At 64.4% G+C, this 12,779-nt stretch carries 13 protein-coding genes; 12 read left to right on the forward strand and 1 reads right to left on the reverse strand.

Going from position 1 to position 12,779, the window contains the following annotated elements; all coding sequences use genetic code 11:
- Window positions 1-58: 58 nt before the first annotated feature.
- On the reverse strand, window positions 59-829 hold the full coding sequence (locus RBB16_RS14615) for a helix-turn-helix transcriptional regulator (RefSeq protein WP_306046866.1): 771 nt from the start codon (window positions 827-829) through the stop codon (window positions 59-61).
- A gap of 72 nt (window positions 830-901) precedes the next feature.
- Here RBB16_RS14615 and RBB16_RS14620 point away from each other — a divergent pair, with 72 nt between their 5' ends.
- From RBB16_RS14620 to rplL, 12 genes are all read left to right on the forward strand, one after another.
- Window positions 902-4,093 (forward strand): reductive dehalogenase, encoded by a 3,192-nt coding sequence (locus RBB16_RS14620; RefSeq protein ID WP_306046867.1) that lies wholly within the window; start codon window positions 902-904, stop codon window positions 4,091-4,093.
- A 247-nt stretch (window positions 4,094-4,340) separates the two neighbouring features.
- Window positions 4,341-5,585, forward strand: coding sequence for a lytic murein transglycosylase (locus RBB16_RS14625; RefSeq protein ID WP_306046868.1), 1,245 nt, complete (start codon window positions 4,341-4,343; stop codon window positions 5,583-5,585).
- A 95-nt stretch (window positions 5,586-5,680) separates the two neighbouring features.
- Complete coding sequence (locus RBB16_RS14630; RefSeq protein WP_306046869.1) at window positions 5,681-6,868, forward strand: glycine C-acetyltransferase; 1,188 nt, start codon at window positions 5,681-5,683, stop codon at window positions 6,866-6,868.
- A 13-nt stretch (window positions 6,869-6,881) separates the two neighbouring features.
- Window positions 6,882-7,907 carry an L-threonine 3-dehydrogenase gene (tdh, locus tag RBB16_RS14635; RefSeq protein ID WP_371931251.1) on the forward strand — a complete coding sequence of 342 codons (1,026 nt, stop codon included), beginning with the start codon at window positions 6,882-6,884 and terminating at the stop codon, window positions 7,905-7,907.
- Window positions 7,908-7,923: 16 nt separating this feature from the next.
- A complete protein-coding gene (locus RBB16_RS14640) occupies window positions 7,924-8,685 on the forward strand; it encodes a succinylglutamate desuccinylase/aspartoacylase family protein (protein WP_306046871.1) in 762 nt (253 codons plus the stop codon).
- Between the two features lie 42 nt (window positions 8,686-8,727).
- Window positions 8,728-8,925 carry a hypothetical protein gene (locus RBB16_RS14645; RefSeq protein WP_306046872.1) on the forward strand — a complete coding sequence of 66 codons (198 nt, stop codon included), beginning with the start codon at window positions 8,728-8,730 and terminating at the stop codon, window positions 8,923-8,925.
- Between the two features lie 383 nt (window positions 8,926-9,308).
- On the forward strand, window positions 9,309-9,503 hold the full coding sequence (secE, locus tag RBB16_RS14650) for a preprotein translocase subunit SecE (RefSeq protein WP_071691220.1): 195 nt from the start codon (window positions 9,309-9,311) through the stop codon (window positions 9,501-9,503).
- 190 nt (window positions 9,504-9,693) lie between these two features.
- Window positions 9,694-10,227 (forward strand): transcription termination/antitermination protein NusG, encoded by a 534-nt coding sequence (gene nusG / locus RBB16_RS14655; RefSeq protein WP_071691219.1) that lies wholly within the window; start codon window positions 9,694-9,696, stop codon window positions 10,225-10,227.
- Window positions 10,228-10,352: 125 nt separating this feature from the next.
- Window positions 10,353-10,805, forward strand: a complete 453-nt coding sequence (gene rplK, locus RBB16_RS14660) for a 50S ribosomal protein L11 (RefSeq protein WP_071691218.1) — start codon at window positions 10,353-10,355, stop codon at window positions 10,803-10,805.
- 3 nt (window positions 10,806-10,808) lie between these two features.
- Window positions 10,809-11,507 carry a 50S ribosomal protein L1 gene (gene rplA, locus RBB16_RS14665; RefSeq protein ID WP_306046873.1) on the forward strand — a complete coding sequence of 233 codons (699 nt, stop codon included), beginning with the start codon at window positions 10,809-10,811 and terminating at the stop codon, window positions 11,505-11,507.
- A gap of 271 nt (window positions 11,508-11,778) precedes the next feature.
- Entirely contained in the window at window positions 11,779-12,297 is a 519-nt protein-coding gene (gene rplJ, locus RBB16_RS14670; RefSeq protein WP_071691216.1) for a 50S ribosomal protein L10, read from the forward strand.
- 73 nt (window positions 12,298-12,370) lie between these two features.
- Window positions 12,371-12,751, forward strand: a complete 381-nt coding sequence (rplL, locus tag RBB16_RS14675) for a 50S ribosomal protein L7/L12 (RefSeq protein ID WP_071691215.1) — start codon at window positions 12,371-12,373, stop codon at window positions 12,749-12,751.
- The last annotated feature ends 28 nt before the right edge of the window (window positions 12,752-12,779 follow it).

Raw genomic sequence — 12,779 nt, forward strand, 5'->3', positions numbered from 1 at the left:
ACTCTCTCTCCGCTGTTTGGTTCGATGTTTCCACGAAACGGACGGGGCGGAAAGGGGCTTAGCCCCGGTTGGCCAGAACCAGTGCGGTCAACTGCGTCGCAGATCCGACACCAAGCTTGCGCCAGGCCCGCTTGCGCAAGGTGCGAACCGAGTTCTCGGACACCCCGAGCGCCACGGCGGTTCCCGCCACCGAAACCCCGCGTGCGGCGTGGTCGCAGACCTCCGCCTCGCGCGAGCTTAGGGCCGTGAACGGGTCCACAGCCCTGTCCCGCAGCCCCGAGGCCGTGCTGTCGGACGTCCCGACCAGCCGATGCCTGAGCCCGATCAATTCATGGGCCAGCGGCAGGACCGTGCGCAGCCGGTCCATGTCCGTGGCGGTCAACCAGCCCGATCGCTCGCCCCGCAGGTAGAACGACACGAAGCCGCCCCGCCCCATGTGCGAGGCGACCGAAACCCGCTCAATCACCTTGTCACGGATATAGATCGGTGCGCGGGGGTCGTCGGCGGGCGGGTGCCATCTGTCGATGACCAGCCCGCCCGGCGGGGCGCGGCGGATACGCTCGACGAAGTCGCGGCGCAGCGTGTCGTGCGAGGTGATGCGCCGCGCGTTCACATTGAACCAATAGTCGCTCATCTGCCCCGACCAGACCGACAGGACCGGCTGCGGGTTGCTCAGATCTGGCACAAGGAAGGCCCCGAAATTTGCGATCTCGGCCTGGGTGCGGATGTGGGCCAGCAGTGCCGCCCCGAACCCGTCTGTTGGCACAGTGGCCACAACTGCGGCGACGGGATCGCGGGGCAGGGGGGATGTGATCGGGTTGTCACTCATACGGGTGACAGAATAGGCGGTCCGGCATCGGCTAAGCAAGAGGTCTCAACTCACGGGACACCGGGGCCGCCAATGACCCGCATCTTCTCTGATCGCAACCGACCCGTCCATCTGGGGCCTTTCCCGCTGGAGCGGTTGTCGCGCACGGATCGTGCGGATTTATCGGCGGTCCCGGCCATGCGCACGGTGAGTTTCAGGCGCCCCGACGCCCCCGAAAGCATCGTGAACGCAATGCGCGAATACCAGGCGATGCTGGACGCGATCCGCGACGGGTTGGTGAACCCCGTGACCTCTGACATCCCAGCCGATCCGACGGAGCGGGCCAATCACCTCAAGGCCTTTGGCTATTTCAACGACGCCGCGATGGTGGGCATCTGCCGCCTGCCGGAAACTGCCCTGCTGGCTGACCCGATCCGCAACCCGGATATCGACCGGCTGGCCCATGACCTGAAAACCCGGCAGACCAAGACGCTGGCCTCCGGCATCGACATGATCATGGCCGATCTGAAAGACAGTATGGAGGCCCCGCCCACAACGATCGAGGGGCACACGCACGCCATCGTCTATCTCTACGAAAACCCGCGCGCGCCGGAGGCGGGCGAGGAGGGCTGCGACTGGCTGGACGACGCGCTGGAGGCGCGGGCCTGTCTGCGCGCCAACGAAACCGCCAGCGTCATCGCCAATTACCTGCGGCTTTTGGGGTTCGCGGCCAAGTCCCATTCAGGCGCGGCAAGCGATGTTGACCGCAACAAGCTGACCGTGGCGGCGGGGCTGGCGCGGGTGGAGGGCGGCCAGCTGCTGGCCCCGTTTGTCGGAGATCGCTTTGGCGTCTCTGTCGTGACCTGCCAGATGGACCTGACCTGCGACCGGCCCCTCGCGGACACCCCCGGCAGCGGCGGCGCAGCGTGGCGGCTTGGCAAGGGTGTGCAGCGCTCCGCGCTCAACCGCAACCCGTTCGACAAGCGCCGCTTCGTCGATGGCGGGCACCCGTTCGAGAAACTGAAGCGCGTCGACACGCCCACGACCTATATCGACGAGGCCCGCGTGGCCCGCGTTCCCAAACGCACCGATATGTTCGCCCGCGCCCAGTTCGGCGATATGGGCAAGGCCTTGCAGGACGGCGCCAAGGGCGGTCACTACGTGCGAAAATCCGCCCCCTCGACCGCGCAACGTCGCGCGCTTGGGGCCTTCGTATTGTTGCAGGATGGCGTGCCGAACCCGGATGGTCCCCGCCCGACCGACGCCGCGCGCAATGCCGCGAATATCAAGGCGGCCAGCTACTTCCTCGGCGTCGATGCCGTTGGCCTGTCACGCTGTCCGGATTGGGCGTGGTATTCCCATGACGCGTTAGGCGACCCCATCGACCCGCCCCACGATCAGGCGATCAGCATGATCATCGACCAGGGATACGAGACCATGGAGGGCGCGTCCGGCGATGACTGGATATCGGTCGCCCAATCCATGCGCGCCTATCTGCGGTTTTCGCTGCTCGGCGGAGTCATCGCGCAGCAGATCCGCAACCTCGGCTACAAGGCCAAGGCCCATTCGGTGATGGATGGCGAGGTATTGCAACCGCCCCTTCTGTTGCTGTCTGGACTGGGGGAGGTCAGCCGCATCGGCGAGGTCATCCTCAACCCCTATCTCGGTCCGCGCCTGAAATCCGGTGTGGTGACGACCGACATGCCGCTGGCCCATGACAAGCCGATTGATTTCGGCCTGCAACGGTTCTGCGAGAGCTGTAACAAATGCGCCCGCGAATGCCCCTCCGGCGCGATCACCGCCGGGCCGAAGCTGATGTTCAACGGCTACGAGATCTGGAAATCCGACAGCCAGAAATGCGCGACCTACCGGATCACCACCAAGGGCGGCGCGATGTGCGGGCGCTGCATGAAGACTTGTCCCTGGAACCTGGAGGGGCTGTTTGCGGAAAAACCCTTCCGGTGGGCAGCGATGAATATGCCCGGGACCGCGCCGCTTCTGGCCCGGCTGGATGATGCCGTGGGCAATGGCGGGCTGAACGACGTCAAGAAATGGTGGTGGGATATCGAGCTGGAGGAGGACGGGGCCTATCGTCCGTCACAGCATCCTCTCAACCGGCGCGATCTGCAAAAGGGGCTCGACCTGAAATACGAGGACCAGACGCTGGCAGTCTATCCCGCGCCGCTCGCGCCGCACCCGTGGCCCTACCCGTTCCCGATGGACCGGGAAAAGGGGATCGAGGCCTATCAGGCGATGGTGACCGCACAGGAATACAAGCTGCGGCTGCAACAGGGCGAGACGGAGCATCTGCACGAATACACCGTTCCCGGCGACGCGCCCGTGATCCGGGTGGAGGTGACGACAGCCGAAAAGATGACGCAGGACGTAACCAGATACGAATTCCGCGCGCTCGACGGTGGCGATCTGCCAGAATGGACGGCGGGCGCGCATCTCGACATCGTCGTCGCGCCGGAGTTTCTGCGGCAATACTCCATGTCTGGCGACCCTGCGGACCGGTCGGTCTACCAGATCGGGGTGCTGCGCGAGGATGAGGGGCGGGGCGGATCGAAGCTGATGCACCGGATCTTCACGCCGGGGCGCAAGATCTTCATCTCGAAACCCATCAACCATTTCGAACTGGATATGGGCGCGACACGGACCCTGCTGATGGGCGGCGGGATCGGCATTACCCCGATGATCGCCTTTGCAAATGAGCTGCACCGGCAGGGCCGGGATTTCGTGCTGCACTATTCCTGTTCGTCGCGGGCCTCTGCCGGGTATCTGAATGATCTGGCGGCGATGCCCTGGGCCGACCGGGTTCACCTGCACTTTTCCGACGAGGGCAGCCGCGCCGATCTGCATGCGTTGATGGCGGGGTATCGGCCCGGCTGGCATGTCTACACCTGCGGGCCGGATCGCTATATGAGTGCGGTGCTCGAGGCGGCTGAAAAGGCAGGCTTCCCCGAGGAGGCGCGGCACCTGGAGTATTTCTCGGTGCCCGAGCAGCCGGACTATGAAAACCATCCCTTTGTCCTGCGCCTGAAAGACGGGCGGGAATTACCGGTGGCGGAGGACCAGACGGCGGCCGAGGTCCTGCAGGCGGCGGGCATCCCGGTGGATCTGAAATGCGATGACGGCATCTGCGGGGTCTGCAAATGCGGGGTCCTATCGGGGGAGGTGGAGCATCGGGATTTCGTGCTGTCCAGGGCGCAGCGGGCGCGGGCGATGATCACCTGTCAGAGCCGGGCGGCTGTGCCGGGCGGGGTGATCGAGCTGGATCTCTGACGCGGATCGGGGTTTCGCCGTGCCTTCGGCACGTCGATCCGCGCGGCCCGTGCCGGGCCGCGACCAACGCTCTTGCAAGAGCGTTCAGGCGGCTCTGCCCCCGTCGCCTTGCAGGCGACTCCCCCGAGGTATTTTTGCCAAGATGAAAGCAGGAGCCCGCCTGCTTGCGGTTCAGGGCGCAGGCGGCAGTTGCGCATGAGGACCAGAGCGGGCAGGCTGGTGGAACCCGTTGATTGGAGCCGCGTTCATGCCTGTCCAGATTTCCCGCCGCGCCGTTTCCCTCGGACTGCCTGCCCTGCTGTTGACCGGATGCGTGACCGGCGGCGCGGGGCTGGTCAGCCGCGATGAATGGCGCAGCGTGCCGAATGCTGACTTTGACCGATGGTTGGCCGGGTTCCGTGTACGGGCGGTGGAGAACGGGATTTCCGAAGCCACCGTCACCCGCGCCTTTCGCGGCGTGGGCTATGTGCCGCTGGTGATCGAGCGCGACCGCAACCAGGCGGAGTTCAACCGCACGATGGAGGATTACCTCGCCATCGCCGCCTCGGAGGAGCGGATCAGCATGGGGCGCGCCAAGCTGCGTCAGCATGACCGTGTGTTGCAGGCGATCGAAGACCGTTTCGGGGTCGAGAAACACGTCATGTGTGCGGTCTGGGGGATGGAGAGCTTTTACGGCACGCGAGAGGGTGACGCGCCTGTCATCGCGGCTTTGGCGACGCTGACCTTCGACGGGCGGCGCGGGCGGTTCTTTGGCAGCCAGCTGATGTCGGCGCTCAGGGCGCTTGACCGGGGTGACAGCACCGTGGCGCAGATGCGCGGCTCCTGGGCGGGGGCCATGGGACACACCCAGATCATGCCGGAAGTGCTGGAGGATTACGGCGTCGATTTCGACGGCGACGGTCGGCGCGGGTGCTGGGACGATGATCCGACCGATGCGCTGGCGACCACCGCCAATTATCTGGCCCGGCATGGCTGGCGGCGCGGCCAGCCTTGGGCCGTCGAGGTGCAACTGCCAGAGGGGTTCGACGAGAGCCTCGCCGGGCGGACTCGCACCCGCTCCGTCGCCTCCTGGATGAACATGGGGGTGCGCGACATGGATGGGAACCGGGTGCCCGACCATGGCGAGGCGGCGATCCTTTTGCAGATGGGCATCGAAGGCCCTGCGCTGATGATCTTCCGCAACTTCACCGCGATCCGGCGCTATAACCCGGCCAATAACTACGTCATCGGCATCGGTCACCTGTCCGACCGGCTGGTTGGCGGCCCGCCCATTCGCGGCAACTACCCGCCCGACGAAAACGGCCTGACCCGTGCGGGCCGGATCGAACTGCAGGAGCGGCTGACCGCCCAAGGCTTTGACACAGGCGGCAGCGACGGGGTGATCGGCCCCGCCAGCCGCGCCGCGATCCGCGCCTATGAGCGCGCGCAAGGATTGCCGGAAACCGGCGTTGCCACCGACGAATTGCTGGCCCGCCTGCGCCAAACCGGCTGATCGTCGCACACAGGCCGTTGCATGACGCGGGCAGGGCGTGACAAGCCCTGTGCATCCGCAGGACAGTCGCCGCAACATGGCAAAGGGAACAGCGCATGACCAAGGCTTTCATCGACCATCTTTCGCAAGAGTTGGACGGCCTGCGCGAGGCCGGGCTTTTCAAATCCGAACGAGTCATCACCACACCGCAGGCGGGCACGGTCGGCCTCTCTACAGGCCGCGAGGTGATCAACCTCTGCGCCAACAATTACCTCGGCCTGTCCGATCACCCCGATCTGGTGGCGGCGGGGCGCGATGCGCTCGACCGCTACGGCTACGGCATGTCGTCCGTGCGCTTCATCTGCGGCACGCAGGAGGAACACAAGGAGCTGGAAGCGCGCCTCTCGCGCTTTCTGGGGCATGAGGATACGATCCTCTATTCCTCCTGCTTCGATGCCAATGCGGGGCTCTTTGAAACGCTGCTTGGCCCCGAGGACGCGATCATCTCGGATGCGCTCAACCACGCCTCGATCATCGACGGGGTGCGCCTGTGCAAGGCCAAGCGCCTGCGCTACGCCAATTCCGACATGGCCGATTTGGAGGCGCAGTTGCAGGCCGCAGACGGCGCACGGTTCAAGATGATCGCGACCGATGGCGTCTTTTCCATGGATGGATACATCGCGAAGCTGCCCGAGATTTGCGATCTGGCCGACAAGTATGGCGCGATGGTCATGGTCGATGACAGCCACGCGGTTGGATTCATGGGCGCAGGCGGGCGCGGGACACCGGAACATTGCGGCGTTGCGGATCGGGTCGACATCCTGACCGGTACGCTCGGCAAGGCGCTTGGCGGGGCCTCCGGCGGCTATACCAGTGGGCGGAAAGAGGTGGTGGAATGGCTGCGCCAACGCTCCCGCCCCTATCTCTTCTCGAACACGCTCGCGCCGGTCATCGCCGCCACCTCACTCAAGGTGCTCGACATGCTGGAGGCGTCCACGGACCGTCGCGACCGGCTGATGGAAAACGCCGCCCATTTCCGCGCGCGGATGGGGGCGGCGGGCTTCGACCTTCTGCCCGGCGAACACCCGATCATCCCCGTCATGCTGCGCGACCCGAAACTGGCGCAGGACATGGCGGCGCGGCTCGATGCCAAGGGCGTCTACGTCGCCCCCTTCAGCTTCCCCGTGGTGCCCAAGGGCCAGGATCGCATCCGCACGCAAATGAGCGCCGCCCATAGCCGCGCGGAACTCGACACCGCCATCGACGCCTTCATCGCCGTTGGCCGCGACATGGGGGTGATCTGACATGCGCAACGACATGAAAGCCCTCGTCAAAGCCAGGCCCGAACCCGGCCTCTGGATGGAACGCGTGCCCGTCCCCGAACCGGGGCCGCAAGACGTGCTGATCAAGGTGAAGAAATCGGCCATCTGCGGCACCGACGTGCATATCTGGAAATGGGATGAGTTCAGCGCCAAGACCGTGCCCGTTCCCATGGTCGTGGGCCATGAATTCTGTGGCGAGATCGTCGATATGGGCGCGGCGGCCACGAAATACAAAATCGGCCAGCGTGTCTCGGGCGAGGGGCACATCACCTGCGGCACCTGCCGCAACTGCCGCGCGGGCCGGGGGCACCTGTGCCGCAACACCAAGGGCGTGGGCGTCCACCGCCCCGGCAGCTTTGCCGAGTATCTCTGCATCCCCGAATCGAACGTGGTGCCCATCCCCGACGACATCCCCGACGAAATCGCGGCGATCTTCGATCCCTTCGGCAACGCGATTCACACGGCGCTCAGCTTCGATCTGGTGGGCGAGGACGTGCTGGTCACCGGCGCGGGCCCCATCGGCATCATGGGCGCGCTCGTGGCGCAAAAGGCGGGCGCGCGAAAGGTGGTGCTGACCGATATCGCGCCCTACCGGCTCGACCTTGCCCGGCATCTGGGCGTGCAGCATGTTGTCGATACCTCCTCCACCACCCTGCGCGAGGTGATGGGCCAGATCGGCATGACCGAGGGCTTCGACGTGGGCCTTGAAATGTCCGGCGCCGCGGCGGCCATGCGCCAGATGATCCACCGCATGAACAATGGCGGCAAGATCGCCCTTCTGGGCATCGCCCCAACGGAGTTCGCCGTCGACTGGAACGAGATCATCTTCAAGATGCTGACCGTGAAGGGCATCTACGGGCGCGAGATGTATGAAACCTGGTACAAGATGATCGCGCTGGTGCAGTCGGGGCTGGACCTCACGGGGCTGATCACACACCGGATCGGCATCGACGATTTCGAACAGGGCTTCGCCGCGATGCTCTCTGGTCAGGCCGGAAAGGTTGTGATGGACTGGGGCTGACCCAAGGAGGTGCCCCATGACCGAAACGCTGATCACGTCCGAGGTGGATTACGAGGCCGAGGGCCGCCAGACCGGCTATCTCCGCGTGCCCCATTCCGTCACCCGCAGCGCCTACGGCTTCATTCCGGTCCCGGTCACGGTGCTGAAAAACGGCGAGGGTCCGACCATGGTGCTGATGGGCGGCACCCATGGCGACGAATATGAAGGCCAGGTCGCCATCGACCGGCTGGCCAAGACCCTGCGGCCGGACCAGATCACCGGCCGCATCATCTGCCTGCCGATGCTGAACTTCCCCGCCGCCGATGCGGGCCTGCGCTGTTCCCCGGTGGACGAGGGCAACCTCAACCGCGCCTTCCCCGCCGATCCGCGCGGCACGCCGACCCAGTTGATCGCGCATTATGTCGAAGAGGTGCTGATGCCGCTGGCCGATTATGCCATCGACCTGCATTCGGGCGGCGCGTCTCTCTTCTATCCGCCGACCTTCATGCGCTGTCCCGGCTGGACCGAGGAAGAATCCGCGACTCTGCGCAAACTCCAGACCGCCTTCGATCTGCCTTACGCCTGGGTCTTCACCGGCGGTGGCGGCCCGAACAGCACGGCGCGTACCACGATGGGGGCAGCCGCGCGCAAGGGGGTCGTGACCGTGAACGCGGAACTCGGCGGCGGCGGCGCGGTCACGCCCGAGATCCTGGCGCTGGCCGAGCGCGGGCTGAAACGTGCTCTGCACGCGGTCGGGATGCTGCCGGGATATGAACCGGACGCGCCGCGCGGCACGTGAGAGCTGCATATTCAGGGCCTGGTCCATGCCTATGAACGGGGCGTGTTCGAACCCCTGCTGGAAATCGGCGCCGAGGTTGGTGTCGGGACAGTCCTTGCCACGATTCACCACCCCGACGACCCAAAGCGCGCCCCGACCGGGATCGTCTCGGACTATGATGGAATGATTCTCGCCATGCGCGCGCTCGGACGGGTGGACCGGGGCGACGCCCTCTTCCAGATCGCGCGGGACGTGGCGTGACCGGATGGCGCCTGGGATGACTCGTATCTCTCTGGTCAGGCACCGAACGCCCCCTTTCATCTTGGCCCCAAATACCTCCGCCGGAGGCATCCCTCCCGCGCCACTGGACCGCCCGCATCCATCGCGCTCCACCCTCACCACGCCTCCGTGGCAACGCGGACCGACGAGGCCTCCGGCGTCAGCCGGGGGTTGAGGAGGGCCGCTCCCGGGTCGACGACGAAGTCGGCGAAACCGGCTTTTCATATGCACGGGGGGTGTACAGGGGGTGCACGGGGGGTGCACGCATGGCGACAGGCCATTTTGCCCCGCTTGCCCGCCTTGCGCCGCCGGTCCCCCTTGCGTATATACCCCCGGTCAGACGCACTCATCCGGATGAAGATTCCATGGCCACCAACCCGCTTCAGTTCCTGCAACAGACCCGTTCGGAGGTCTCCAAGGTCGTTTGGCCGACGCGGCGCGAGGTGCTAGTGACCACTCTGATGGTCTTTGCTCTGGCCATTGTCGGTGCGATTTTCTTTTCCTTCGTGGACATCCTGATCCGGTGGGGTCTGGAACTGATCCTGACGATGGCTGGCTGACCAGAAGAAACCCGGACCGAACCCCTTGATTTTCCGTCACTTGGGGGGTAGGTCACGGCTCACTTTCCCGGAAATGGCGTGCGTCGATTCGTGATGCACGCTGTTTTTTGTTCGGCCCGATTTGGGTAAAGCATTGGGAACACTTGGAAATTTTGGGGTCTGCGACCCCGGGCTTGAGGAACGGGCAGGTATGGCGAAGCGGTGGTATTCGGTCTCGGTGCTTTCGAATTTCGAAAAGCGCATTGCCGAGCAGATCAGAACTGCCGTGGAAGAAGGCGGCCTCCAGGACGAGATCGAGGAAGTTCTGGTGCCCGAAGAGGACGTGATCGAGGTGCGCCGCGGCAAGAAAGTCACCGTACCGCGCCGCTTCATGCCCGGCTATGTGCTGGTGCGCATGGAGATGACCGACCGCGCCTATCACGCCATCAACTCGATCCCGCGCGTCACCGGCTTCCTGGGCCCGCAAGGCCGCCCGATGCCGATGCGCGACGCCGAGGTGAATGCGATCCTGAACCGGGTCGAAGAGGGCGAGGCGCAGCCGCGCTCGACCATCACCTACGAGATCGGTGAGAAGGTCAAGGTCAACGAAGGCCCGTTCGAGGATTTCGATGGCATGGTCGAAGAAGTGGACGACGCCAATCAGCGCCTGAAGGTGACGGTGTCGATCTTTGGCCGGGAAACCCCGGTCGAACTGGAATTCACGCAGGTCACCAAGCAGGCCTGACGTGATCATTCGTGGGAGGCGAGGGCACGCGTGTCCGGACCGCACCACGCTAACCACCGAGGGCGCAACGCGTTGCGTCTTCATAGGGCGGGATGATCCCCGCCGATGATGGAAGGAGAGGCCAAATGGCCAAGAAACTGATCGGCAAGATGAAGCTGCAGATCAAGGCGGGGCAAGCCAACCCGTCTCCGCCCGTGGGTCCGGCCCTCGGTCAGCGCGGCATCAACATCATGGAATTCTGCAAGGCGTTTAACGCCAAGACGCAGGAAATGGAGCCGGGTTCGCCCTGCCCGACCGTGATCAGCTACTACCAGGACAAGTCCTTCACGATGGAGATCAAGACGCCCCCGGCGTCTTATTACCTCAAGAAGGCCGCCGGCCTGAAGCCCGTCGGCAAGCGCAACCGTCCTCGCGGCGCCGAGAATCCCGGCCGTGAAACGATCGCAACCGTGACCGTCAAGCAGGTCCGCGAGATCGCGGAAGCCAAGATGAAGGATCTCAGCGCGAATGACGTCGAAGCCGCGATGAAGATCATCGTCGGTTCGGCCAATTCGATGGGCATCGAGGTGAAAGGGTAAATCATGGCAAAGCTCGGTAAACGTACCCGCGCCGCCCGCGAAGCCTTCGCCGGCAAGGAAGATATCACCGTCGAGGACGCCGTTGCGCTGATCAAGGCCAACGCCAACGCCAAGTTCGACGAGTCGGTCGAGATCGCGATGAACCTGGGCGTCGACCCGCGCCACGCCGACCAGATGGTCCGCGGCACGGTCACCCTGCCCAATGGCACCGGAAAATCCGTCCGCGTCGCCGTCTTCGCCCGTGGCCCCAAGGCAGAAGAAGCCCTGGCCGCAGGCGCGGATATCGTCGGCGCAGAGGATCTGATGGAAACCGTTCAGAGCGGCACCATCGAGTTCGAACGCTGCATTGCCACCCCGGACATGATGCCGATCGTCGGCCGTCTGGGTAAGGTGCTCGGCCCCCGGAACCTGATGCCGAACCCGAAGGTCGGGACCGTGACCATGGATGTTGCCGAAGCCGTGAAAGCGGCCAAGGGTGGCCAGGTCCAGTTCCGCGCCGAGAAGGCAGGTGTCGTGCATGCCGGTGTGGGCAAGGTGTCGTTCAACGCCGACCAGCTGGCCGAGAACATCCGTGCCTTCGTGGACGCGGTGTCGAAAGCCAAGCCGACCGGTGCCAAGGGCGCCTACATGAAGCGCGTGTCGCTCAGCTCGACCATGGGCCCGGGCGTGTCCGTGTCCGTCGACAGCGCGACCGGCAACTGATCCGGAGGTGGGCAGAACTGCCCACCCTACGAATTTTGCACCGGTTCGCCGGTGTGAATGGCGGGGCCGCCAAGGTGGCCTCGTCCTGTCCGAGACGGAGGGTTGGGCGAAAGCCTGATAATTCCTTCCTGAGATGGGAAGCGAGACTAGGAATTTCCGAAGGTTTCCTTCGGGCGATCTGACGGCTCGGGACCCTGACTTGGACCCGAAGAGGTTGGGGAAACCCAGCCAAACTTGAGCCGGGGGGAGACCCCCAAATTGGAGTGAAACTGTGGATAGAGCCCAGAAAGAGAAAGTGGTCGAGGAACTCGGCCAGATCTTCGAAAGCTCTGGCGTCGTCGTAGTGTCCCACTACGAGGGCCTCACGGTTGCCGAGATGCAGGACCTGCGCGCGCAAATGCGTGAAGCGGGTGGGTCCGTTCGTGTCGCCAAGAACAGGCTCGCCAAGATCGCCCTCGATGGGAAGCCGTGCGCAGGCATTGCTGACCTGATGACGGGCATGACCGTGCTCTCCTTCTCCGAGGACCCCGTGGCAGCAGCCAAGGTGGCCGAGGAGTATGCCAAGAAGAATGACAAGTTCGTCATTCTTGGCGGCGCAATGGGGGACACTGTTCTGGACCGCGCCGGTGTCAAAGCCGTCTCCGACATGCCGTCCCGCGAGGAGCTTATCGCCTCCATCGTTGGCTGCATCGGGGCACCCGCTTCGAACATCGCCGGGGCCATTGGCGCACCTGCTTCGAACATCGCGAGCATCCTTTCGACCATCGAAGAGAAGGCCGAAGCCGCGTAAGCAACCTGAGACCCGTCGTAGGGGCGCAATGCTCTCGACGTTGGAACACATACCTAGATACGGAACCTGAAAAATGGCTGATCTGAAAGCACTTGCTGAAAGCATCGTCAACCTGACCCTGCTGGAAGCCCAAGAACTGAAAACCATCCTCAAGGACGAGTATGGCATCGAGCCCGCCGCTGGCGGCGCTGTGATGATGGCCGGTCCTGCTGGCGGCGGCGAAGCTGCTGCTGCTGAAGAGCAGACCGAATTTGACGTGATCCTGAAGTCCGCTGGCGACAAGAAGATCAACGTCATCAAAGAAGTCCGCGGCATCACCGGCCTGGGCCTCAAAGAAGCAAAAGAGCTGGTCGAAGCTGGCGGCAAAGCCGTCAAGGAGCAGGTCTCCAAAGCCGAAGCCGAAGACATCAAAGCCAAGCTGGAAGCAGCTGGCGCCGAAGTCGAGCTCAAGTAATCTGCGCCCGGCCTTTTGTGTCGGGACG

Origin of the sequence: Nioella sp. MMSF_3534, assembly GCF_030732985.1 — a bacterium.
GTDB lineage: Bacteria > Pseudomonadota > Alphaproteobacteria > Rhodobacterales > Rhodobacteraceae > Nioella.